This window comes from Chania multitudinisentens RB-25 (assembly GCF_000520015.2).
In the GTDB taxonomy this organism is placed as follows: domain Bacteria; phylum Pseudomonadota; class Gammaproteobacteria; order Enterobacterales; family Enterobacteriaceae; genus Chania; species Chania multitudinisentens.
Map to the genome: position 1 here is coordinate 4603719 of NZ_CP007044.2, position 23038 is coordinate 4626756.

A 23038-nucleotide genomic window follows, 5' to 3' on the forward strand; every position below is an offset into this window, starting at 1 on the left:
CTATATATCAAGGATATCAAAACCGCCCGGTAACCCGTGCTTAATATCCTGCATCATCGTAATCAATAAGGGAAAAAATGACGGAGCTGGCGCATTATATCACGCAATATGGCTACTGGGCGTTGTTGATTGGCTGCTTGCTGGAAGGGGAAACCATCACTTTGCTCGGGGGGATTGCAGCACACAACGGATTACTGCATTTACCTTTAGTGATTGCGGTGGTGGCTTTCGGCGGCACGCTGGGCGATCAGCTGCTCTATTTTGCTGGCCGCTACTTTGGTGACTATGCCATTTCACGTTTCAAGCACCCGCAGCCGCGCATTGAACGGGCGCAAAAGCTGATTGCCCGTCATCCAATCTTGTTCGTTATCGGCGTGCGTTTTATGTATGGGTTCCGCATTATCGGCCCGGTGCTGATTGGCGCCAGTAAACTTCCCCCTTCACGTTTCATCCCGCTGAATATCTTGGGCGCCATTCTGTGGGCAAGCTTTTTCGTACTGCTCGGCTATTTTGGTGGCCAGGCCATAGAGAACTTCGTCAGCAGCTACGACAAAAAGCTTTACAGCCTGCTGTTCTGTGCCTTGGTGCTGGTTATCATCCTGTTATTGCGCTATTGGTGGCGGCGCCACCACGCAGAATAACGCCCCTGTCTACCCAGACCTATGGGCCACTGGCAAGACCCATAGGCCATTACGGGCGCTACTGCATGCGCGCCGCAGCCTGTGCCAGATCGCGGCTATAGCTGCGGCTGGCATCAACCAGCATGGTGGTATATGCCGTCTTTGGCGTATTGGTGGTGAGATCGGCGGTATCCAGCGTCTCCAGAATCCGCCCATACTGCATCACCGCCACCCGGTGGCACAGATGGGCAATCACCCCCAGATCATGCGTCACCATCAGGTAGGTCAGTTTCTCCCGTTGCTGTAGCTCCGCCAACAGGTTGAGAATCTCCGCCTGTACCGAAACATCCAGCGCCGAGGTGGGTTCATCCAACAACAACACCTGCGGCTCAAGAATCAGCGCCCGGGCAATCGCCACGCGCTGGCGCTGGCCGCCAGACAGTTGATGAGGATAACGGGTACGGAATGCCGCACTCAAACCCACCTTATCCAGAATGCTGTCGATACGCCGATCGCGATCGCTGAAACCGTGAATGGCTAACGGTTCTTCCAGAATCGCTTCTACCCGGTGGCGCGGATGCAGCGAACCGTAAGGGTCCTGGAACACCATCTGCACGCTACGGCAGCGCTGGCGCTCTATCCGGTGCTGCAAAGGATGACCATCAATCGCCAATTCACCCGTCCAGTGGTTAAACAGCCCGGCCAGGCATTTCAACACCGTGGTTTTACCGGAACCCGACTCACCCACCAGGCCAAAAATCTCACCGCTGTTCACCCTGAGGTTAACGTCAAACAGTACCTGATTCTGCTGGCTCCCTTCCCCGAATTTCAGATTAAGGTTTTTTACTTCAATCATGGTTGCAACTGACATAGGTTTGCTCCTTAACCGTCAAGCCAGGCGGGATCGCGTACCATCACCGGCAGCGTTGCCCGGCGCTGCCCGATATCCGGCAGTGCATTCAGCAGCCCACGGGTGTATGGATGCTGGGCGTTATCCAGATCGCAGGCAGCAATGGATTCCACAACTCGGCCGGCATACATCACCAGCACCCGATCGCAGAAACTGCGCACCAGGTTGATATCGTGGCTGATAAAAATCAGCCCCAGGCCGCGCTCCTCCACCAAATCGTCCAGCATCGCCAGCACCTGCAAGCGCACCGAAACATCCAGCGCAGAGGTGGGTTCATCGGCGATCACCAGTTCTGGCCCGGTAATCAGCATCATCGCGATCATGATACGCTGCCCCTGGCCGCCAGAGACTTCATGAGGATAGAGCCCATAAACCCGCTCCGGTTGGCGAATACGTACCACGTTGAGCATCGCGATCACCCGTTCTTTTGCCTCCGTGCGCGATACCTTATGGTGTGCCAGATACGCCTCAGCGATCTGATCGCCGACGCAGACCACCGGGTTCAGCGAATACTTCGGGTCCTGCATAATCATCGACATCCGCTTGCCGCGCACCTGGCGCATAGTGGCTTCACTCACTTCCAGCAGATCGACATCGGCGAAACGCAGCTTCTTAGCCGTAATACGCGCGCTGCCGGGGTGCAAGCGCAGCAGCGCCCGCCCGACGGTGGATTTGCCGGAACCCGACTCCCCCACAATCGCCAGTTTTTCTTTACCCAGGGTAAACGATACCCCGCGCACCGCATCGGTTACCCGCGAGCCGTTGACAAAGCTGACGCGCAGGTCTTCCACCTCCAGTAACGGGGCGGGTTTATTCAGTTCTAGGATCGAGGATGTCACGTAAGCCATCTCCTAAAAAGTTGAATGCCAGGCTGTTTAACAAAATAGCCAGCCCTGGGATCGTCACCAGCCACCAGCACTCCATCATGTAACGCCGCCCGCTGGAAATCATCGCCCCCCACTCTGGGTCAGGCGGCTGCGCACCCAAGCCAAGAAAGCCCAGGCCAGCCGCTGTCAGGATGATGCCAGCCATATTCATGGTGATACGGATAATCACCGACGGCAGGCAAAGCGGCACAATATGGCGCAGCAGGATGCGCAGCGGAGAAGCGCCTTGCAGTTTCACCGCCGAGATAAAATCCGCGTTACGCAGCGAAAGGGTTTCCGCCCGAGCCAAACGCGCAATCGGCGGCCAGGCGGTCAGCGTGATGGCAATCACCACGTGCTCCAACCCTGGGCCTAACGCCGCGACGAAGGCCAGCGCCAGTACCAGGCTGGGGAAAGAGATAAAGATATCGGTTACGCGCATCAGCACCATATCTACCTTGCCGCCAAAGTAACCTGCTACCACACCGAGCATCAGGCCGATAGGGCCAACGGTTACCGACACCAGCGCCACGATATACAGCGTGATACGTGAGCCATACACCAGCCGGCTGTATTGATCACGGCCAAATTCGTCGGTGCCGAACCAATGTGCTGCCCCCGGAGCCTGCAACGCATTCGCCAGATCTTGTGCCAACGGATCGTGGCTGGCCAGCAGCGGAGCAAACACGGCCACCAGGATCAGCAGGAATACGATAGCTGCACCGATGGCCGTCAGCGGGTTCTTCAGCATCAACATCAGGAAATCCAGCACGCTGCGCAGGAACAGCCCCAACTTACCGCTGGTTGCAGCGGAAGGGCGCGTTTGCAGGGCCGGTTCAGAGGAGATATTCATGCATTGGTCCTCGGATCAAAGAATTGATACAACATGTCGGAGATCAGATTGAGCGTGACGAAAATCAGCCCGACCAACAACACACACCCCATCACCGCATTCATGTCACCAAGCAGCAGGCTCCCGGTCAGATAAGATCCGAAGCCAGGCCAGGAGAAGACGGTTTCGATCAGTACCGCCCCTTCCAGCAATGAGCCATACGCCAGAGCCACTACCGTGAGGAGTTGCACCAGAATGTTGCGAAAAGCGTGCGACCAGAGTACGCGAAACTCCGACAGCCCTTTCACCCTGGCGGTGATGATGTATTCCTGCGAGAGCTGCGCCAGCATGAAGCTGCGCGTCATTCGGCTGATATACGCCAGCGAGTGGAAACCGAGAATGGTGGCAGGCAACACCAGGTGATTCAGGGCGCTGCGGAACACTTCCCATTCCCCCGCCAGCGCAGAATCAATCAGCAACAGGCCAGTACGGTTATCAACCAGGCCATCGTAGGCCATATCAACCCGCCCTGCGCCACCCACCAGATTCAGCCAGGCGTAAAACACCAGCAGCCCCATCATCCCGACCCAGAAGATCGGCGTGGAATAGCCCGCCAGGCTGATAAAGCGCACGATATAATCTGCAAGCTTGCCGCGGCGCGCAGCCGCCATCACGCCCAGCGGAACCCCCAAACCAGCCCCCACGATGATCGCCATGGTAGCCAGCTCAATGGTGGCCGGGAAAACCCGGATAATGTCATCAACCACCGGGCGACCGGTCAGCAACGCATTGCCTAAATCCCCATGTACCAGCGATCCCAGATAGATGAAGAACTGTGTCCACAACGGTTTATCCAGCCCCAACTGCTGGTAGACCTGTTGATAAGTACTTTGATCCGCATCTTGTCCAACGATAGCCAGCACCGGATCGATAGGCATCACCCGGCCAATGATAAACGTCAATATTAATAAACCAAACAGCGTTACCACCACCTGCAATAATCGCTTGGTCAGGCGGCGTAATAAGCCATTAGGTTGTAACCAATCAGAGAAATTCATGTTTCCCTCGCGCAATGATGCGGGATAATAATGCCCAAATCCGTCATATGTTATACCTTAAATAATTCGAGTTACGCGAAGGTGGCAAACTCGATAATCCCCAGGAGCATAGATACCTATGTGACTGAAGTAAGCGAGCGTAGCCAGCGCACATGCAACTTGAAGTATGACGGGTATATTTCCCGTATTAATCAGATGCGAATAACAGGCAATGGCTTATTTAATCAGCCATTGCCCTTGAATAAATAAATTAACGCTGTTTATACACGCTACGTAAATGCGTGGTGGAAGACGGATGTGGAATATAATCAATAATATCCTTACGCACGACCACCGAATCAACCATCTGAGAAATAGGCAGAATAGCGGGATACAGAGCATCGTAACGATTCTGCACCTCGATATACATTTGCTTCTGTTTCTCCTGATCCTTCTCAACCAGCGCCTGATCGATCAATTCGTTCAATTGCTGGTCATAGAATGAGGTCCGCCACCCCTGGAAGTTAGTCAGCTTGGCCGCATCACTATTATCCGGGTTATAGGCAATCGAACGCAGGCTGGAGTGCGGGTGCGGATCGACACCGCCACCGCCGCGTCCTACCAGCATATCGAACTGACGATCGCGCATGGCGCCATACACCTGGTTGCCCGTCCCCGACATGATCTTGGCGTTGATTCCAGCCTGAGCCAGCGTAGATTGCACCGAGGTAGCAATGTTGATAAACGGTGGATCGGCCAGCACGCGCAGGGTGGTGGTAAAGCCGTCAGGATAGCCTGCTTCCGCCAGCAGCGTTTTGGCACGTGCAACATCCAGCTTATAACCTGGGTCCGGCAGCGTGGCGCTCATGCCTTTTTGAATCGGCCGCTGATGGTATAAACCATAACCGGGCATGATAGTTTTGTTGATGCCGTCGTAATCGATCAGGGAACGCACCGCTTCACGAACCTTCGGATTAGCGAAATGCGGCTCTTTCAGGCTCATGGCAACGTAATAAATAGTGCCTTTGCTCACATCATCAATGACGATCTGCGGGTCACTCTTCAACGCGTTGATATCAGGCACCGACATGCCGGTCGCAATATCAATATCCCCTTTTTCGATCATCAGGCGCAGCGCCTGTGATTCCGTCATATGGCGGAAAATCACGCGCTTCACCTTGGCATCGTCGCGCCAGTAATCGTCATTCCGGCTCATACGTAATACATCTTTTGCCTGCCAGACGTCCAGCTTGAACGGCCCGGAACCGGCCTCGTTGGTGGTCAGCCAACCGTTGCCCCAATCACCGTTTTTCTCATGCTGCATCACCGTTGCGCGATCGAGGATCGAACCACTTCCCAACGTTGCCAGCGAGTAGATCACCAGTTTGGGATCGGTTGGCTTAGGTAATTCGATTTCGATGGTCAACGGATCGGTAGCCCGGATCATTTTTTCCACGTTGTCGGCAGTAAATCCGTAAGATTTCCAGGTAGTGGCCTGCGCCATATTCAGGTTCAACAGGCGCTTCATTGACCAGGCAAAATCTTCCGCTGTCAGTGGGTTACCTGAGTGAAATTTTGCTCCTTCCTGCAAATGGAAGGTGATCAGTTTGCCATCCTCACTGATTTCCCAGCTTTTCGCCGCGCCGGGTAAAACGTTGCTCAAATTGGTGGGGTCAAGCTCAACCAATGAGTCATAGAGATTAACAATAATGCTGACCGCATCATTGCCGGTCATCGCCGCCGGATCGAGGGAAAGCAGGTTGTTCATATTCATCCCAACAATCAGTTGATCATTAGGGGTTTTTGCGCCAACGGTGGTTGGCAACGCCGTGGCAAGCAGCAGGGAAAGGCAGAGAGTACGTAATGTCCATTTTATTTTCATGACTATCTCCAGGTGGGATAGAACTCAGATTTTATTGTTATATCCCTGTCATATTTCAGATTGCAGGTGCGTTAACGTTGTTATTCGGCCTAGGAACAATTTGTCACTACACCGCCGCCTGCCTGCAACCCGAATGAGTTAGGGTAGAAAAACCGTTTTTATTCCTGCGCGATCCGATGCTCCTCGATATAGCCGAAGTTGATATCTTCGCCCAATCCAGGCCGCGTCGGCAGATGCACAAACCCCTCTGCATCCATGGGATCAATGATGCTGTTGAGGTAGGCTGCGGGCTCCTCATAATCAAGGAACGGATGCAACAGGCCACGTTCATACCAACGGCAGTTGCGGATAGCCCCGACCACCGCCAGATTCGGCGCACCGTTACCATGGATCTCGCAGTCCATACCGAAGGATTCCGCCAGATGTGCCACTTTCAGGCAAGGCGTGATGCCACCAACGCCCTGCACACCGGCACGCAAAATGTCACAAGCCCCAGCCTTGACCCAGTCTGCACGGCTGAAATGCTTGCCTGACAGGCTTTCTGGCCCGATCACATCGATATCCAGGTTCTGCGTCAGCCAGACGTAAGAAGCCATGCTCTGCTCCTCCATCGGCTCTTCAAACCAGGCGAAGTTGAGTTTTTGCAGCTCGCGGCCGATATAGAGCGCATCGCTGCGGCTATACCAGTGGTAACCGTCCAGCATCAGAGCGATATCCGGCCCCACGGCTTCGCGAACCGCGGCACAGGCACGCACATCCATCTGCGGGCTGGGTGAGAAGGATACCGGCGGCATCCAGGTATGCAGTTTGATCGCTTTATAGCCGCGAGCCACCAGTTGTTCGGCAAAGCGGCCATATTCTTCCGGCGTTGACAGGCCACCGGCCAGCTCATCGCCGCACATGGTGCTGCCATAAGCAGGCACCTTCTCACGATAACCGCCCAACAGCTTGTGCACCGGTAAATCAAGCTTACGCCCCAGCATATCCCAGATCGCTTGCTCGGCAATCGCCAGCGCACGATCGGTCAGTTGATTAGCACTGCCGCGTTGCCAATGCACCAGATCGTTCCATAACCGCTCGCGATCGAAAGGATTTTGCCCAATCAACACCTTACGAAAAAAGGAGTTGATAATATGCGGGCGGATCACCTCCGGCGGTGCAAAGGCATAGCCCGCACTGCCATCGTCGCAGGTGATGGTCAACATCGCCATTTTCGCCAGCGATTCCTCGCCGGGATGAGAATGCCCCGCGCTATCGGAAACGCGACGGGTAGGATAGGTAAATACCTGAACGTTAACAGACTCTATTTTCATTGTGTTACCTGCCTCAAAATATTGGCCCCTAAATCTCTGTGTTTACACAGAATAAAATCAAGTAATAACTCACCAAAACCGCAGAAAAAGGCGAAGAAAAAATTTATTTCCGCGTCGAGAATACCCTATACCCTAAATAATTCGAGTTGCAGGAAGCTGGCAAGCGTAGCCAACGCACATGCAGCTTGAAGTACGACGGGTATATTTAAATTAATGCCGGAACCCGCACACTCATTAAATAAAATAATCTTTCATTTAAAAAGAAATGACATTTCACATACTGAGAGTATTGAGGATCTTCACCCAATAGTCATTAGGAGATTAATACAAATTGATTCGATAATGGGGTTTCCACTTGGGCGGATGCACAAGGATCTGTGAGTAATATCACGATGAAAGCAGGAAAATGCCAAATTGCCGGCTGCATTCAGACAACATCCGCATGCTTGAATAAATTCTTCACATTCCAGTTAGCAATAAAAAAAGAAATTATTCAGAAGGGCTAAATATACTTGTTATACCTTGTGTTACCGGCTGAAGGGCATTGGTTTGGGCTTGAGCACTGCCCTCACAAAAACCCAATGCCCCTTTCCTCTACGTTATAGCCGGCCATAAAAGGTCATTCTGGCGCTTTCTGAAAGCGCAATATCCGGCTGCGCGTTATACGCCAGCACCACCAGCATACGCGTGGTTTCCCCTGCGGTAGGGGTGACACGGTGCATGGCATTGCGCCCACGGAATAACACCAGATCCCCTTCGTTGATCGCCAACCGCTTAGGCATAACTTCACCATCAAGTACCTGCTTCACGCCGTCATAGTTCATTTCACCACGGTCGGCATCGCGCAGGTTTTCCACATACTCAAAAATGCCACCGGCTTGAGGTTTCTGGATCAGCAATGTGATGGCAAAAGAGGAATTATCAAAATGCCAGCCCAGTTCCTGCCCAGTATGGGCATAGTGCAGATTGATCGAAGAGAGGCGATCGGCGTAAGAATAAAGCTGCCGTTCATCCAACACTGCACAGAGAAATGCCCGGAACGCTTGCGCGTTGTACAGCGTGCGCAACGCTGAGTCTGCCGGGATTTGATCGTCTGTAATACAACCTTTGGAGGAGGTCACCAGCCAATTGCGCGCATGAACGGCAGGCAGGTTCTCATCCTGCGGCCTCAGGTAAACATTGTGCTGGTTGGTGGCATAAAACGCACCGTGGCGGTTTTCCATGCCTTCCTGCCGGATAGCCGCGAGAGCATCAGCTTGCAAAAACCCCGGCAAAACCAGCACTCCGTGCTGATCCAACGTCTGTTTGCTGCGGGCAATAAACACCGCATCCTCAAGGGGATTGGTCGATAAATTCACAATTTGTGCCAGCTGCTGCATCATATTCTTCGCTCCGAGTTTCTGACATGTAAAATCAATGTACAGAATGTTTCGTCATTGTTATAACGAAAATATGTTAAGAGTCAGGCTTCCTCACCACTACTGATCTACAACCGCAGGTCAGTGGCACTTTCCATCTTGAGCTAAAGGATAAATATTACTATCTGATGCGCCGCAGTGACTCGTCACGCTCACATATCCAGACGCTGTACCGTTTCACTTTGCGACCACGGGAAACGCAAGATTTTACTGACATGTGCCATTATCACAGCACCTCTCCGCGGTCACACTTTACCCAAAAGTTGCTCTGCACACGCCCAACGCACAATGGCCGTATCACCCTGAGTGAATCAAAGCTGATCATCACGGAGAATCATCAACGAATGGAATCAGCGCTAAATTCAGAACAGGAGCATCGGGCGGCATTAAAGCGCTATTTTGCTATTGATGTGATGGTGTAGCGGTTAATGACCCGTGCGATATCGCCTGATGTTTTCAGAACACGGATCTCGGTAAACAGCGCAGTGGCTTCCAGGTACTCTTTACGCAGGTAGCCCAACCACTGTTTGATGCGTGCTACATGATACAAACCGGTATCATCCTGCTTTTCCAACTGGACATATTTTTGCAGCAACTGCACCACCTGCGGCCAGGGCATACGCGGTTCATTGTACTTTACCATCCGGCTCAGGTTAGGGATATTCAACGCGCCGCGCCCCAACATCACGGCATCACAGCCGGTCACCTGTAGACATTTTTGCGCGCTCTGGTAATCCCAGATTTCACCGTTGGCGATCACGGGAATGGATAAACGTTGGCGAATCTCACCAATAGCGGGCCAATTGATACGATCGGCCTGATAACCATCTTCCTTAGTGCGGCCATGCACCACCAATTCGCTGGCACCGGCCTGCTGTACCGCATCGGCAATTTCAAAACTGCGGCTGCCAGAATCCCACCCCAACCGCACTTTAACCGAAACGGGCAAATGCGCTGGCACTGCGGCACGCATGGCTTTGGCCCCCTGGTAGATCAGTTCGGGATCTTTCAATAACGTCGCACCGCCGCCGCTGCCGTTAACATGCCTTGAAGGGCAACCGCAGTTCAGATCGACCCCATATGACCCCAGCTCCACCGCTCGAGCGGCATTTTCCGCCAGCCATTGCGGATATTGGCCCAATAATTGAACTCGTACCAAGGTGCCCGACGGCGTGCGGCTGGCATGAGAAAGTTCAGGGCAGAGGCGATAAAAAGATTTAGCGGGCAGCAGTTGATCGACCACGCGCAGGAATTCGGTGATGCAGAGATCGTAATCATTCACTTCGGTGAGCAACTCCCGCACCAGAGAGTCAAGAACCCCCTCCATTGGAGCCAAAAATACGCGCATGACTTCCCTCGCTAAAAAAGAGGCGCCATGATACGGGCGAAAGACCGCAGCAGACAAGCCTGATGGCAATATCTTGCTGATATCCAATGAATGCTACCAATCCCCTAAGCAGCCTCATCCAGCAAGTGCTCAAGAAGCGTTAACGCGGCAAAATCGCGCACTCTTTATCCAACAGTGATTCTACCGACGCACGGTTGCCGCTATCCCAACCTCGTTTTGTGGTCAGTAGGATAAAACCTTTTTGCCCCGAGAACAGGGTTGGCACCAACGCGACACCGTATTCTGCTAACTGCTGCGGCGATAACTGAAAATAATCGGCTACGGATTTGATCGGGTAAATACCCATCGCAGCTGGCTGCACAACCCGACGAGCATAGTAGGTGTGGCGCAATAATTTATCGGGCAATGGTAACCACTTATCCTGTATATATGGACGTTCCGCCTGCAGTTGGCGGTACACATCTTCACGCAGGCAGGTCAGGTGAATATGCAACTGATTCTGGCTGCGACCGTAAGCCGAATTAATCGCCATTCCCAACATCTCGTCAGGAACTGGCTTTCCATATTCGAACCTTAACAGATTACGCATCAACCAGGCGTAGCCAAAGTAATCCGTGCGTCCATCCAGCAAAAGTTGCGGGCTTTCAATACCTGATAACGGTGCAGTAGGGACTAGAATAAAATGGTAAGGATAACGTGGGTTTTGGATAACACTGAACCCCTGCTCTTTGCCTTGACCTGGTGGCATATAAATCTGCTGGCAAGGAGCCGGGTCATGCTTTTGCTGATAATTGACCATGCAGAGTTTATCCACCACGTTCCACAAGGCGTTTGAACGTGCACATCCTGCCAGCAATAATACCGCCAACAGCAATAACCCGTGCCGGATGCATAAATGAGTGAGCTTCATCAGGTATTTCTCTGTCTTATAACCTACATGTGAGGGCCACCAGAAACCGAGCTCTCGCTGCATGGCGTACCGGGAAACGTCGAAACTTACATTGTACATCATATTCAATCAGTTAGATGTTTTACCCTCATTGATATCGGTTAACTATTTCAGCACCATTACAGAACTCATGCGAAAGGAAATTATTATGTTTAAACGGCAATTCATTTTTTTCAGTATTCTTTCCCCTCTATTATTTATCCCCCTGTCATTGCAAGCAGAAAAAGTTATTGCCAAAAATGAGCACACCGGTACAGTTGACACCGTCAAGCCACTTCTGGTTACAACACCTGATGATGCTCCCAAGAATGAGCAAGAAAATATTATTAATACTTATAGTACAATTCAGCGCATCAAGATACCTGCAAATACCCCAGTATTGCCTATTACATTACTGACTGATGCAGAAAGCGTTAACTTTATTATATCAACCCACATCGAAAAATCAGATTTACCAATATTGCCTGAAGAGTTAGCCAAGATAAATGAAAGTGCCGAAATCAAAAAAAGTGTTGGCTCAGTTAACCGTGTTGGCAATACACTAAATTTATCTGCTGGCGGAGCAAAATATAAATTCCAGGATTGGATGACTTATGAACGAGATGACGCTGATAGAGAAAGCATTAATTATAAATACGCTGGTAATGTGCCAAACTCACCTTTTCATCGAATTGAGGAGTATTCGCTCCATGATGCGCCTACATCCATTCTTATCCATCAAGATTATCCGATGGCAATTATGTTTACTCCAATTAACTATGGCTATGATTTTTTTTCCATCGCTGCACCCGGTGAACGAATCATACATATTTATGATAGGATGAATACCTCCGGTTCCGAAGCTCTAGCCATCGCCAACATTACCGCTGGTGAATATAAAATAGAATTATTGTGCCGTGCCGATGGGAAATATACCACTCAGTTCAAAAACTTGTGGGACAATTATTCTTCTGATAAACCAACGAGTGGCTTCCACCTTGCGTTATTGTCATCAAGTCATTCAGACCAACCTCCTTTTAACTATCAGGCATTTGCCCTTGAGTTTAAATATCAAGATAGCCAGTGGAGTATAACCTCCAATAATCCTCAAGAATTACAAGCTCAAACCGGTATTCGCTGTTGGGTTCCACCACAGAATATTGAATCAGAAAATGATACGGATAAATAAAGTGGTGCAGAAATTTCAGGCTTGACGACGGAGGAAATGAATAAAGCTTCTTTGATGATGGTATCCAGCTCTCAGCATCTGATTTAGACAGCACAACTCAATGGAATGGGTATGGTTAAGTTAGATTAAAGTCCTGGCCTCACGGCCAGGACTTTGTCAGCAATCTGAAACCGCCAATAGTGGTTTCTTTATAGCGAGCCGAATGGCTTATTCTGCCGGTTTACGGTTACGCGGGCGGCGCGCAGGTGCCCCGGAACGCGGCTTGCCATCCCCTTGCGGGCGAGCGCTGTTGCCGCGGTTTTCACGCTGGCCGCCACCGTTGCCGCTGCGCTGCCCACCGCCGTTACCCCGCGGTGCACCACGGCCACCCCCCTGGCGGCCATTGATGATCGGTTCCGCTTTAATTGACGGATCTGGCTCATATCCCGGCAGGGCAATACGCGGAATTTCACGCTTTAGCAGGCGCTCAATATCGCGCAGCAGCTTGTGCTCATCCACACACACCAGCGAAATCGCTTCCCCCGTGCATTCAGCACGGCCAGTCCGGCCAATGCGGTGTACATAGTCTTCCGGCACGTTTGGCAGCTCATAGTTCACCACATGCGGCAACTGATCGATATCCAGACCACGCGCGGCGATATCGGTCGCCACCAGCACCCGGATTTTGCCGTCTTTAAAGTCGGCCAGCGCACGGGTACGCGCCCCTTGGCTCTTGTTGCCATGAATGGCCGCTGCGGTGATACCATCTTTATTCAATTGCTCGGCCAGATGGTTTGCACCATGCTTGGTACGATTAAATACCAGCACCTGCTTCCAGTCACCTTCGCCAATCATTTGGGAAAGCAGTTCCCGTTTCCGCTTCTTATCCACAAAATGAACGCTCTGTTCCACTTGCTCAGAAGCCGTATTACGGCGCGCGACTTCCACCGAGGCCGGGTTATGCAGCAATTTGCCCGCCAGCGCTTTGATATCGTCGGAGAAGGTGGCAGAGAACAGCAGGTTCTGGCGCTTGGCGGGCAACTTGGCCAACACCCGGCGGATATCATGGATAAAGCCCATGTCCAGCATGCGATCCGCTTCATCCAGCACCAGAATTTCAATTTTGGATAGATCAACCGCGTTCTGATGTTCCAAATCCAGCAAGCGACCCGGCGTTGCCACCAGAATATCGACGCCACCACGCAGCTTCATCATTTGCGGGTTGATGCTCACACCACCGAACACCACCAGCGAACGCAACCGCAGGTGTTTACTGTAGGCTTCGACGTTTTCGCCGATCTGGGCGGCCAGTTCGCGGGTTGGCGTCAGGATCAACGCCCGTACCGGACGGCGGCCTTTAACCGGATGATCGTGCTTACTCAGCAATTGCAACAGCGGCAGGGTAAAACCCGCCGTTTTACCAGTACCGGTCTGAGCGCTGGCCATCAGGTCACGGCCTGCCAAGACAACAGGAATTGCCTGGCGTTGAATTGGCGTAGGTTCACGATAGCCCTGCTCTTCAACAGCGCGCAGAATATCGGCACTTAAGCCGAGGGTTTCAAATGACATAGTAGAGAAAAACTCCAGATCCCCTCTAACCTAAACAAAGTTCGGTGCAGCTTCCAGAGGAGATGATTCAGACGAGGCATAAAGCGGTGTTCGCATTTTTGTTAGCGAAACAACCTCAGCATACCACGAGGGATTGGCACAAACTGCAGTGCACCAAGCGGCTGATTGTAACAGAATTCGCACAAGAAAGGATAATTTCGCATAACGAGAACCCGTTACGTGGCCGCAGAGAAAAATACGCAGCAATAAATCCAGCGTGCTGTTTACATTTCATACCGTCAGGCATAAAGTTAATCAATCATATGATTAACTTTTGCGAGTCAGTCATGCCGCCATCAGAAAATCAGCATATTCCCAGCCGCGCACGCGGTGAGCAGGCGCGCCAACAATTGATCGCTGCTGCCATTGAGGTATTCGGTGAATACGGTATTCAAGGGGCCACAACCCGAGAAATCGCCCAGCGTGCCGGGCAGAATATTGCTGCCATCACCTATTATTTCAACTCAAAAGAGGGGTTATATCTGGCCGTAGCCCAATGGATTGCCGATTTTATTCAACAGGCTTTTCGTGCTCTCAGCGAAGAGATTGATAATTTTTGGTCACTACCAGCACCGCAACGCGCACCAGAACACTATCTGTACTACCTTAAACGCGCACTGCTGGCCTTCAGTACGCTGATGACTCAGCCGCAAACGCTCAATCTGAGCAAGATCATGTCACGCGAACAGCTTTCCCCTACCGATGCCTACCCGCTGATCCATCAGCAAGTGATCGCGCCATTACATCACCAACTGTGTCAGTTGTTAGCGGGTTATACCGGTATTGATGCGCAATCAACCAAGATCGTCTTGCACACCCATGCGTTGATTGGCGAAGTGTTGGCATTCCGCGTGGGGCGTGAAACCGTGCGCCGCCAGGCGGGCTGGCAAGAAATCGGCGTTGACGAAGCGGCGCAGATCAGCGCCGTGCTGACAGAACATATCGATCTCTTGGTTAACGGGCTACGCCAACGTTACGGTGCTTAAGAGCCTATTTTTCAAACTGCAACTGGCAGGAAGCATTATGCACAAAAAAAGAATGGTCATTATCGGCGTCATTATCGTGTTGATCGCCGCTGCTGCCTACGGCTTCTGGCAGTACCAACAGCAACAGGAAAAGCCGCTGACGCTGTACGGTAATGTAGATATCCGCACGGTAAACCTTGGCTTCCGCGTTGACGGGCGGTTAGCCACCTTGGCAGTAGATGAAGGAGACAGCGTGCAGCCAGGGCAGTTGCTCGGCAAGCTGGATGACAGCCCTTATGTCAACGCGTTGCAGCAAGCGCAGGCCAATGTGGACAACGCCAGTGCCAAGCTGGCCCTGTTGCAAGCGGGTTATCGTGCTGAAGAAATCGCCCAGGTGCGTTCGGAAGTCGCGCAGCGCCTTTCCGCTTTCAACTATGCCGACAGTTTTCTCCAGCGGCAGCAAGGATTGTGGGCGAAAAAGGCCACTTCCGCCGATGCGCTGGAAGATGCTCGCACCACGCGTAACCAGGCGCAGGCCAACCTACAGGCAGCGAAAGATAAACTGGCACAATATCTGAGCGGTAACCGCCCGCAGGAAATTGCGCAGGCTGAAGCTGGTCTGGCCCAAACTGAAGCGCTACTGGCTCAGGCCCGGTTGAATCTGCAAGATACGACGCTGCTCTCACCTTCCACCGGTACCGTGCTGACGCGGGCGGTTGAGCCTGGCACCATGCTCGGTGCGGGCAGCACGGTGTTTACTCTGTCGTTGACCCAACCGGTATGGGTACGCGCCTATGTCAACGAGGCCAATCTGGGCAAAGCCGCTCCGGGCACAGAATTGAGCATTTATACCGACAGCCGCCCTGGCAAGCCTTACCACGGCAAGATTGGCTTTGTCTCACCCACCGCCGAATTTACCCCAAAAAGTGTGGAAACAACGGACCTGCGCACCGATCTGGTGTATCGCCTACGGGTGATTGTCACCGATGCCGACGATGCGTTACGGCAAGGCATGCCGGTCACCCTTCGCTTCACACAGCCGTAAGGAAAGCTGATGGAGCAGGCACATACGATTGAACTGGTCGCGCTGGAAAAACGCTTCCCCTCACTCGCCAAACCGGCAGTCGCCAGCCTGACCACCACCTTGCACAGTGGCGCGGTCACCGGGTTGGTCGGCCCCGACGGTGCAGGCAAAACTACGCTGCTGCGCATGCTGGCTGGGCTGCTGCAACCCAGCAGTGGTCAGCTGCGCGTTGCGGGATTAGATCCGATCGCTCAAGATCGCCAACTGCATGCGATTCTCGGTTATATGCCGCAGAAATTCGGGCTGTATGAAGATCTGACGGTGATGGAAAACCTGACGCTGTACGCCGATCTGCGCGGTGTCACCGGCGCATTGCGCCAGCAAACCTTCGAACGACTGCTGACTTTTACCGATCTGACACGGTTTACCGAGCGGCTGGCAGGTAAGCTTTCCGGCGGTATGAAGCAGAAACTCGGGTTGGCCTGTACGCTGCTCGGCCAACCGCAGGTGTTGCTGCTGGATGAACCTGGCGTGGGGGTTGACCCCATTTCACGGCGTGAGCTGTGGCGGATGGTGCATGAGCTGGCCAACGACGGCATGCTGATCCTGTGGAGCACCTCATATCTGGACGAAGCCGAACAGTGCCGCGAAGTACTACTGATGAACGAGGGCGAGCTGCTGTTTAGCGGTGCGCCGCAGGAACTCACCCAGCGTATGGCCGGGCGCACCGTGCTGATTGACACTCCTACTGGCAGCCACCGGGCGCTGCTGCAACGGGCGATCTGCCTGCCTGCGGTCAGCGACGGCGTGATCCAGGGTAAATATCTGCGCTTGATTCTGAAACAGGGGGAAGATCACCAACAGGTTTTGCGCGAGCTGGATCTGCCCACCGCCGAATTAACCGAAGCGGAACCGCGTTTTGAAGATGCGTTTATCGATCTGCTCGGTGGTGGGCCGAACAGCAAATCAGCACTGGCAGAGATCATGCCCACCGTGGCGGGCAATAGCTCAGAAACGGTGATTGAAGCGCAGGCGTTAACCAAAAAATTCGGCCATTTTGCCGCCACCGACCATGTGGATTTCAAGGTGCGGCGCGGTGAAATCTTTGGCCTGCTGGGGCCAAACGGAGCCGGTAAATCGACTACCTTCAAGATGATGTGTGGCTTGCTGGTGCCGAGTGAGGGTAAAGCGCTGGTGCTGGGGATGGATCTGAAAACCAGCTCCGGCAAAGCCCGCCAGCACCTGGGCTATATGGCACAGAAGTTTTCTCTGTACAGCAACCTGACCGTGGCACAGAATCTGAAATTTTTCTCCGGCGTGTATGGCCTGAGCGGCAAGGCACAGCGCAGCAAAATCAACGAGATGTCTACCGCCTTTAACTTTGGCCCGATCCTCAACCAGACACCGGACTCCTTGCCGCTCGGCTTTAAACAGCGGCTGGCGCTGGCCTGTGCACTGATGCATGAACCGGATATTCTGTTTCTTGATGAGCCGACATCGGGTGTCGATCCCCTGACCCGGCGTGAGTTCTGGTTGCATATCAATGGGATGGTAGATAAAGGCGTCACGGTCATGGTCACTACCCATTTTATGGACGAAGCGGAATACTGCGATCGCATCGGGTTGGTATATCGCGGCAAAATTATTGCCGCTGGCACACCGGATGAACTCAAACAGCAGGTTGCCAGTGACGACAATCCTAATCCTTCGATGGAACAGGCGTTTATCCAACTGGTTCAGGGTTACGATCAAGAGGAGAATCCATGAGCGACAGCAGCGGCTTTTCCTGGCGGCGCCTGCGGGCGCTATGCCTGAAAGAAACCCGGCAGATCCTGCGTGACCCGAGCAGTGGCCTGATCGCTTTTGTCATCCCGCTGATGCTGCTGTTTATCTTCGGTTATGGCATCAATCTGGATTCCAGCAAACTGCGCCTGGGTATCCTGCTGGAACAGCACAGTGAAGAAGCCCGCGATCTGGCTAATGCCTTTGCCGGTTCACCTTATATTGAACCAACCATTAGCGATAACCGCCCACAGCTGATTCAGATGATGCAGGCCGGCAGCATCCGTGGGTTGGTGGTGATCCCGAACGACTTTGCCGAACATATGGCACGGCCTGCCGACCAAGCGCCGTTGCAGGTGATTACCGACGGCAGCGAACCCAACACGGCCAACTTTGTGCAGGGCTATACCCAAGGTGTCTGGCAGCTTTGGCAGCAACAGCGCGCCACCGATCGCGGCCAGGATGATAAGCCGCTGATCGAGATCCAAATGCGTTACTGGTTTAACCCGGCGGCTATCAGCCAACATTTTATTATTCCCGGCGCGATCACCATCATCATGACCGTTATCGGGGCGATTCTGACTTCGCTGGTGATCGCCCGTGAATGGGAGCGTGGCACCATGGAAGCTCTGCTTTCCACCCAGGTCACGCGCAGTGAGCTGTTGTTGTCCAAACTGGTGCCCTATTACTTTCTCGGCATGACCGCGATGGTGCTGTGTATGGTGGTTGCCGTATTCGTGCTCGGCGTGCCCTATCGGGGTTCCTTGCTGATCCTGTTCGTTATCAGCAGTTTATTCCTGGCCAGCACGCTCGGTATGGGGTTGTTGATTTCGACCATCACCCGCAACCAGTTCAATGCGGCGATGGTGGCGCTGAACGCCGCCTTTTTACCTTCGATCATGCTTTCCGGTTTTATTTTCCAGATCGACAGTATGCCTGCCGTGGTACGCGCGGTGACCTATATCATTCCGGCTCGTTACTTCGTCAGTACGCTGCAAACCCTGTTTCTGGCGGGTAATATCGCCAGCGTTCTGCTGGTCAACCTGCTGTTTTTGATCGCTTCCGCCGTGGTGTTTATCGGTCTGACGGCCTGGAAAACCCAGCGGCGGCTGGATTGAGGAAAAAAGATGTTTTACCGGCTCTGGACACTGATTGTTAAAGAAATGCAGTCGTTGCTGCGTGACCCGCAGACTCGCGCCATCCTGGTGATGCCGGTGCTCTTACAGGTATTGCTGTTCCCGTTTGCCGCCACGCTGGAAGTGACCAATGCCACTATTGCGGTATACAGCGAGGACAGCGGCCACGCATCAATTGAGCTGACTCAGCGCTTTGCCAAAGCCAAAGCATTTTCGCACGTTTTGCTGTTGCACAGCCCGCAGGCCATCAAACCCACTATTGATAACCAGAAAGCATTGCTGCTGATCCGCTTCCCGGCGAATTTTTCGCGCGATATCGCTCAAGGCAATACGGCAACATTGCAGTTGATCCTGGATGGCCGCAACTCCAACAGTGCGCAGATCGCCGCCAACTATGTGCAGCAGATCGTGCAGGATTATCAGAATGAGCTGCTCGCTGGGCGTGCCAAACCCAATAACAGCGAACTGGTAGTGCGCAACTGGTATAACCCGAATCTGGATTACAAATGGTTTGTTGTCCCTTCATTAATCGCCATGATCACTACGATTGGCGTGATGATTGTGACGTCGCTTTCCGTGGCGCGTGAACGTGAGCAAGGCACATTGGAACAGTTATTGGTATCTCCCCTCACCACCTGGCAGATTTTTATCGGTAAAGCGGTGCCTGCGCTGATCGTCGCCACGTTTCAGGCTTCGATCGTGCTGTTTATTGGTATCTTTATGTATCAGATCCCGTTCGCCGGCTCTCTTTTGCTGTTCTATGGCACCATGCTGACTTACGGGCTTTCACTGGTCGGATTCGGGCTGCTGATTTCGTCGCTGTGCGCCACGCAACAGCAGGCGTTTATCGGCGTTTTCGTATTTATGATGCCCGCGATCCTGCTTTCCGGCTATGTCTCACCGGTCGAAAATATGCCGGTATGGTTGCAACACCTCACCTGGGTTAACCCTATTCGCCACTTCACCGATATCACCAAACAAATCTACCTCAAGGATGCCAACTTCAGCATTATCTGGCACAGCCTGTGGCCGCTGCTGGCGATCACCGCTACCACCGGCAGCGCGGCTTATGCGATGTTTAGAAGGAAGATTGCCTGACCAATTTTTCCTCTAACTAACGCCTGTTAAACAACCAAGATAATACGTAGAATATAGGGACTTTAATTCAATTGCTTATGGAGGGTGATTTGGCAGGAACAACGGTAGTAAAGGAAAATACTTATGACAGTATGGTTCGTTTTGGGCTGAGGCTGGCGTGGTTCAATCTATTAGGTTTAGTAATCATTTTTCTGTTGGCTTCTGTTTTGCCAGAAGAGGGTGCTGAATGGATCGATATATCTCTAAGCATTATCGTCTTTATCAATATAACGACCAATCTACTGGTCTTTTGTTTTGCTTCGGTCGGGTTATTTAAATCAACATTGAAATGGTCAGCCTTGCTGGCAATATTTATTACTATAATAATCCTCTTGGTTTACATTATTGCAACAGTGCTAAATATGCAAACCTACTAAAGAAATACAAAAACTAATTAAGGGCAACATTATTCATTGCCCTGAAATACCACAATTACATTTTTGCAATTCTTGCCGATGACTTCTTAGTGAATCCTTCTAACGGATTCCAACTCTGCAACCCTTTAACTTCTTTAATATAATAAGCATAGTTGGCAATCACCGAGCTCGCGCCTGCATAGGCAAAGTTCAAGCCACGGGCGATAGGATCCAGGTTCGCTCCTATTACTGATTCGACGGCAAACAATATCACATTAAGCACCAGAATCACACCAAACAATACTAACCCTTTCTTCCATAAGCCAAGAATACAAAAATAAATAATACCAAAGAAAAATGCAAAGATATTCGAGGTATGTTTAATTCGCTCAAAGAATTTCATGTTCTTGATTGCGTCTTTGTATTGCGGAGAATTGATATCACCACCAGCACTATCAAAAAGAGCAAAACGCGCCTTCCATTTTGGACTTAATTCACTACTCATAATATTCTTTCATCATCCTTATGATTTATACTTAAACTAAAGAGAAAATATGGTTATTTTTCTTACGGCCTTTTATTCAACAATAATGCAGCAGCCTATGTCAAGATAATAATAATCATTTCTTTTACACAAGAAAGTTCTTAAAAAAAGCCCTGCCAGTGCAGAGCTTTGCAGAATATTAATAATGTTGCGCGTTAACGGCGGTTGCCAAAAATACGCAACAACATCAGGAACAGGTTGATAAAATCAAGATACAGCGTCAGCGCGCCCACAATAGCGTATTTGCGAAAACTGTCTCTGTCATCAGCATTCAACCGTTCGCCCAAGGCTTTCAGCTTTTGCGTGTCATAGGCCGTCAAGCCAACAAACACAATCACCCCGATATAGGTAATTACCCACATCATGGCCTCACTTCTCAGCCAGATGTTCACCAGTGACGCCAACACAATCCCGATCAGCCCCATAAACAACATGCTGCCAAAACCACTCAGATCGCGCTTGGTGGTGTAACCATACAGGCTCATGGCACCAAACATCCCAGCCGTTATCACAAAGGTTGTCGCTATCGATTCACCGGTATACATCAGGAGGATAACGGAAAGTGTTAACCCGGTGAGCGCCGAATACAGCATAAACAACGAGGTGGCCATCGCACCACTCAAACGATTCACCATACCGGAAATCACAAACACCAAACCAAGCTGGGCAATGATCAGACCAAAAAAGGTGATCTGACTGGAAAAAATAAAAGCCTGTAGCTGGCTATTGTTACTAACGTACCAAGCCACAAAGGCAGTCAGCAGCAAGCCACAGGTCATCCAGCCATAAACCTGCGCCATATAAGCCTGAATGCCACTGTTAGCACGCTCAACGATTGAGCCATTACGTGGATACCGGTCCATGAAAGTTACCTTTTGCATGTGAATAATGTTGCGGGGAATACCCCGTCCAATAATAAGCGTATCACAGAAAACGGTACAAGGAGCCGACAAAGGTATTGATTTGTTACTGCGTTTGAAACCTGCTTACCAGCGTTTTGCCGCCTGCCGATCCGAATCGCGGGCTTCAACCCAGCGTTCCCCTTGTTCTGTGGCTTCACGTTTCCAGAAAGGTGCGCGGGTTTTCAGATAATCCATGATGAGTTGAGCGGCTTCAAACGCTTGGCTGCGGTGCCCACTGGTGACGCCGACAAACACGATCTCTTCACCGGGAAACAGATCACCGACGCGGTGGATCACCGTCACCCGCTGTAACGGCCAACGGGCGCGTGCTTCTACAACAATCTCTGCCAGTGCTTTTTCGGTCATACCAGGGTAATGCTCCAGCGCCAACGCACTGACATTATCCCCCAGATTATGATTACGCACTTTACCAGTGAAAGTGACCACCGCGCCGTCGTCGTCACACTGCGCCAACCATTGGTATTCCTCACCAACGCTAAACGGAGCAGAACCTACGCGAATACGGGTATTTTCCATCATTAACCCCCGGTTACCGGTGGAAAAAACGCCACTTCATCCCCTTCATGCAAGGGATGTTCTGCCACCACCAACGCTTGATTAACCGCCATCAGCAGTTTGCCGGACTCCAACGCCAGCGCCCAGCGCTCACCACGTTCGCATAACGACCTGCGCAACGCTTCTACCGTGGGATATTGCGCCGGTACGGCCAGGCTGCCGATACCAACCAGTTCGCGCACCTGCGCAAAGAAAAGAATATTAATCATACATCCACCTTGAAATCACCGGATTTGCCGCCGCTTTTCGCCAGCAGCCGCACCGGCCCGATCAGCATATCTTTCTGCACCGCTTTGCACATGTCGTAGATGGTCAGCGCCGCCACCGAAGCGGCCGTCAACGCTTCCATTTCTACTCCGGTTTTGCCGGTCAGACGGCAGCAGGTTTCGATGCGCACACGGTTATGCTCCGGCTGCGCCTCAAGCTGCACTTCTACTTTGCTCAACATCAACGGGTGGCACAGCGGGATCAGTTCCCAAGTGCGCTTCGCAGCCTGAATACCGGCAATGCGCGCCGTGGCAAACACATCCCCTTTGTGATGGCTGCCGTCGATAATCATCGCCAGCGTGGCCGCCTGCATTTCGACAAAGGCCTCGGCGCGCGCTTCACGCACCGTTTCCGCCTTGGCAGAAACATCCACCATATGGGCTTCGCCTGCGGCATTAATATGGGTTAACTGTGCCATA

23 protein-coding genes and 1 pseudogene are annotated in these 23038 nt (G+C 52.1%); 9 read left to right on the top strand and 15 right to left on the bottom strand.

The genetic code is table 11. The features are described 5' to 3' along the window. Positions 1-77: 77 nt before the first annotated feature. Positions 78-641 (top strand): DedA family protein, encoded by a 564-nt coding sequence (locus tag Z042_RS20395; RefSeq protein ID WP_024911617.1) that lies wholly within the window; start codon positions 78-80, stop codon positions 639-641. A 58-nt stretch (positions 642-699) separates the two neighbouring features. Here Z042_RS20395 and Z042_RS20400 read toward each other — a convergent pair whose 3' ends face one another. The 7 genes from Z042_RS20400 to Z042_RS20430 all read right to left on the bottom strand — a co-directional run bounded on the left by Z042_RS20400 (position 700) and on the right by Z042_RS20430 (position 8839). Further along, positions 700-1476, bottom strand: coding sequence for an ABC transporter ATP-binding protein (locus tag Z042_RS20400; RefSeq protein ID WP_024911616.1), 777 nt, complete (start codon positions 1474-1476; stop codon positions 700-702). 26 nt (positions 1477-1502) lie between these two features. Further along, positions 1503-2378, bottom strand: a complete 876-nt coding sequence (locus Z042_RS20405; protein ID WP_045784806.1) for an ABC transporter ATP-binding protein — start codon at positions 2376-2378, stop codon at positions 1503-1505. Continuing rightward, complete coding sequence (locus tag Z042_RS20410) at positions 2341-3153, bottom strand: ABC transporter permease (protein WP_236849270.1); 813 nt, start codon at positions 3151-3153, stop codon at positions 2341-2343. The genes Z042_RS20405 and Z042_RS20410 overlap by 38 nt, the downstream gene beginning before the upstream one ends. A gap of 92 nt (positions 3154-3245) precedes the next feature. After that, on the bottom strand, positions 3246-4286 hold the full coding sequence (locus Z042_RS20415) for an ABC transporter permease (protein WP_024911613.1): 1041 nt from the start codon (positions 4284-4286) through the stop codon (positions 3246-3248). A 250-nt stretch (positions 4287-4536) separates the two neighbouring features. Further along, positions 4537-6147 (bottom strand): ABC transporter substrate-binding protein, encoded by a 1611-nt coding sequence (locus Z042_RS20420; protein ID WP_024911612.1) that lies wholly within the window; start codon positions 6145-6147, stop codon positions 4537-4539. A 158-nt stretch (positions 6148-6305) separates the two neighbouring features. Further along, the gene (locus Z042_RS20425) at positions 6306-7460 is read right to left on the bottom strand and encodes a mandelate racemase family protein (protein ID WP_024911611.1); all 1155 of its coding nucleotides are present in this window, start codon (positions 7458-7460) and stop codon (positions 6306-6308) included. 599 nt (positions 7461-8059) lie between these two features. Then, positions 8060-8839: a HalD/BesD family halogenase gene (locus Z042_RS20430; protein WP_024911610.1), complete on the bottom strand. Its 780-nt coding sequence runs from the start codon at positions 8837-8839 to the stop codon at positions 8060-8062. Between the two features lie 158 nt (positions 8840-8997). Between Z042_RS20430 and Z042_RS20435 the strand changes: the two are divergent. Continuing rightward, positions 8998-9300, top strand: a pseudogene (locus Z042_RS20435) (arylamine N-acetyltransferase); the annotation flags it as partial. On the opposite strand, the gene dusC reads toward Z042_RS20435, so the two are convergent. Then, positions 9273-10226 (bottom strand): tRNA dihydrouridine(16) synthase DusC, encoded by a 954-nt coding sequence (gene dusC, locus Z042_RS20440; RefSeq protein WP_024911608.1) that lies wholly within the window; start codon positions 10224-10226, stop codon positions 9273-9275. The pseudogene Z042_RS20435 and the gene dusC sit on opposite strands and share 28 nt — an antisense overlap. A gap of 139 nt (positions 10227-10365) precedes the next feature. Beyond that, a complete protein-coding gene (locus tag Z042_RS20445) occupies positions 10366-11136 on the bottom strand; it encodes a CDP-diacylglycerol diphosphatase (protein ID WP_024911607.1) in 771 nt (256 codons plus the stop codon). Positions 11137-11323: 187 nt separating this feature from the next. Here Z042_RS20445 and Z042_RS20450 point away from each other — a divergent pair, with 187 nt between their 5' ends. Next, positions 11324-12343, top strand: a complete 1020-nt coding sequence (locus Z042_RS20450) for a hypothetical protein (protein ID WP_024911606.1) — start codon at positions 11324-11326, stop codon at positions 12341-12343. 207 nt (positions 12344-12550) lie between these two features. Here Z042_RS20450 and rhlE read toward each other — a convergent pair whose 3' ends face one another. Continuing rightward, on the bottom strand, positions 12551-13891 hold the full coding sequence (rhlE, locus tag Z042_RS20455) for an ATP-dependent RNA helicase RhlE (RefSeq protein ID WP_024911605.1): 1341 nt from the start codon (positions 13889-13891) through the stop codon (positions 12551-12553). A gap of 326 nt (positions 13892-14217) precedes the next feature. Here rhlE and Z042_RS20460 point away from each other — a divergent pair, with 326 nt between their 5' ends. The 6 genes from Z042_RS20460 (at position 14218) to Z042_RS20485 (ending at position 20351) form a co-directional block, all read left to right on the top strand. Beyond that, entirely contained in the window at positions 14218-14916 is a 699-nt protein-coding gene (locus Z042_RS20460; protein ID WP_037406226.1) for a transcriptional regulator, read from the top strand. A gap of 37 nt (positions 14917-14953) precedes the next feature. Then, positions 14954-15940 carry a secretion protein HlyD gene (gene hlyD, locus Z042_RS20465; RefSeq protein WP_024911603.1) on the top strand — a complete coding sequence of 329 codons (987 nt, stop codon included), beginning with the start codon at positions 14954-14956 and terminating at the stop codon, positions 15938-15940. A 9-nt stretch (positions 15941-15949) separates the two neighbouring features. Further along, positions 15950-17686, top strand: a complete 1737-nt coding sequence (locus tag Z042_RS20470; RefSeq protein ID WP_037406155.1) for an ATP-binding cassette domain-containing protein — start codon at positions 15950-15952, stop codon at positions 17684-17686. After that, a complete protein-coding gene (locus Z042_RS20475) occupies positions 17683-18819 on the top strand; it encodes an ABC transporter permease (protein WP_024911601.1) in 1137 nt (378 codons plus the stop codon). Before Z042_RS20470 ends, Z042_RS20475 begins: the two co-directional genes overlap by 4 nt. 9 nt (positions 18820-18828) lie before the next feature. Then, entirely contained in the window at positions 18829-19935 is a 1107-nt protein-coding gene (locus tag Z042_RS20480; protein ID WP_024911600.1) for an ABC transporter permease, read from the top strand. Between the two features lie 89 nt (positions 19936-20024). Then, a complete protein-coding gene (locus Z042_RS20485) occupies positions 20025-20351 on the top strand; it encodes a hypothetical protein (protein WP_236849200.1) in 327 nt (108 codons plus the stop codon). Between the two features lie 55 nt (positions 20352-20406). On the opposite strand, the gene Z042_RS20490 is transcribed toward Z042_RS20485, so the two are convergent. The 5 genes from Z042_RS20490 to moaC all read right to left on the bottom strand — a co-directional run bounded on the left by Z042_RS20490 (position 20407) and on the right by moaC (position 23037). Next, positions 20407-20835, bottom strand: coding sequence for a DUF2628 domain-containing protein (locus tag Z042_RS20490; protein WP_024911598.1), 429 nt, complete (start codon positions 20833-20835; stop codon positions 20407-20409). A 194-nt stretch (positions 20836-21029) separates the two neighbouring features. Beyond that, positions 21030-21737, bottom strand: a complete 708-nt coding sequence (locus Z042_RS20495) for a Bax inhibitor-1/YccA family protein (RefSeq protein WP_024911597.1) — start codon at positions 21735-21737, stop codon at positions 21030-21032. Between the two features lie 123 nt (positions 21738-21860). After that, complete coding sequence (gene moaE, locus Z042_RS20500) at positions 21861-22313, bottom strand: molybdopterin synthase catalytic subunit MoaE (RefSeq protein WP_024911596.1); 453 nt, start codon at positions 22311-22313, stop codon at positions 21861-21863. 2 nt (positions 22314-22315) lie between these two features. Next, on the bottom strand, positions 22316-22561 hold the full coding sequence (gene moaD, locus Z042_RS20505) for a molybdopterin synthase sulfur carrier subunit (protein WP_024911595.1): 246 nt from the start codon (positions 22559-22561) through the stop codon (positions 22316-22318). Beyond that, positions 22558-23037, bottom strand: a complete 480-nt coding sequence (moaC, locus tag Z042_RS20510; RefSeq protein ID WP_024911594.1) for a cyclic pyranopterin monophosphate synthase MoaC — start codon at positions 23035-23037, stop codon at positions 22558-22560. Before moaC ends, moaD begins: the two co-directional genes overlap by 4 nt. Between the last annotated feature and the right edge of the window lies 1 nt (position 23038).

Excerpts from the sequence above, each read along its gene's own strand:
- Z042_RS20475 (WP_024911601.1), top strand. The coding sequence starts at position 17,683 with ATGAGCGACAGCAGCGGCTTTTCCTGGCGGCGCCTGCGGGCGCTATGC.
- Z042_RS20400 (WP_024911616.1), bottom strand. The coding sequence starts at position 1,476 with ATGATTGAAGTAAAAAACCTTAATCTGAAATTCGGGGAAGGGAGCCAG.
- Z042_RS20405 (WP_045784806.1), bottom strand. The coding sequence starts at position 2,378 with ATGGCTTACGTGACATCCTCGATCCTAGAACTGAATAAACCCGCCCCG.
- Z042_RS20425 (WP_024911611.1), bottom strand. The coding sequence starts at position 7,460 with ATGAAAATAGAGTCTGTTAACGTTCAGGTATTTACCTATCCTACCCGT.
- Z042_RS20495 (WP_024911597.1), bottom strand. The coding sequence starts at position 21,737 with ATGGACCGGTATCCACGTAATGGCTCAATCGTTGAGCGTGCTAACAGT.
- Z042_RS20410 (WP_236849270.1), bottom strand. The coding sequence starts at position 3,153 with ATGTTGATGCTGAAGAACCCGCTGACGGCCATCGGTGCAGCTATCGTA.
- Z042_RS20430 (WP_024911610.1), bottom strand. The coding sequence starts at position 8,839 with ATGCAGCAGCTGGCACAAATTGTGAATTTATCGACCAATCCCCTTGAG.
- Z042_RS20470 (WP_037406155.1), top strand. The coding sequence starts at position 15,950 with ATGGAGCAGGCACATACGATTGAACTGGTCGCGCTGGAAAAACGCTTC.
- hlyD (WP_024911603.1), top strand. The coding sequence starts at position 14,954 with ATGCACAAAAAAAGAATGGTCATTATCGGCGTCATTATCGTGTTGATC.
- Z042_RS20445 (WP_024911607.1), bottom strand. The coding sequence starts at position 11,136 with ATGAAGCTCACTCATTTATGCATCCGGCACGGGTTATTGCTGTTGGCG.
- rhlE (WP_024911605.1), bottom strand. The coding sequence starts at position 13,891 with ATGTCATTTGAAACCCTCGGCTTAAGTGCCGATATTCTGCGCGCTGTT.
- Z042_RS20490 (WP_024911598.1), bottom strand. The coding sequence starts at position 20,835 with ATGAGTAGTGAATTAAGTCCAAAATGGAAGGCGCGTTTTGCTCTTTTT.
- moaC (WP_024911594.1), bottom strand. The coding sequence starts at position 23,037 with ATGGCACAGTTAACCCATATTAATGCCGCAGGCGAAGCCCATATGGTG.
- dusC (WP_024911608.1), bottom strand. The coding sequence starts at position 10,226 with ATGCGCGTATTTTTGGCTCCAATGGAGGGGGTTCTTGACTCTCTGGTG.
- Z042_RS20395 (WP_024911617.1), top strand. The coding sequence starts at position 78 with ATGACGGAGCTGGCGCATTATATCACGCAATATGGCTACTGGGCGTTG.
- Z042_RS20450 (WP_024911606.1), top strand. The coding sequence starts at position 11,324 with ATGTTTAAACGGCAATTCATTTTTTTCAGTATTCTTTCCCCTCTATTA.
- moaE (WP_024911596.1), bottom strand. The coding sequence starts at position 22,313 with ATGGAAAATACCCGTATTCGCGTAGGTTCTGCTCCGTTTAGCGTTGGT.
- Z042_RS20460 (WP_037406226.1), top strand. The coding sequence starts at position 14,218 with ATGCCGCCATCAGAAAATCAGCATATTCCCAGCCGCGCACGCGGTGAG.
- Z042_RS20480 (WP_024911600.1), top strand. The coding sequence starts at position 18,829 with ATGTTTTACCGGCTCTGGACACTGATTGTTAAAGAAATGCAGTCGTTG.
- Z042_RS20420 (WP_024911612.1), bottom strand. The coding sequence starts at position 6,147 with ATGAAAATAAAATGGACATTACGTACTCTCTGCCTTTCCCTGCTGCTT.
- moaD (WP_024911595.1), bottom strand. The coding sequence starts at position 22,561 with ATGATTAATATTCTTTTCTTTGCGCAGGTGCGCGAACTGGTTGGTATC.
- Z042_RS20415 (WP_024911613.1), bottom strand. The coding sequence starts at position 4,286 with ATGAATTTCTCTGATTGGTTACAACCTAATGGCTTATTACGCCGCCTG.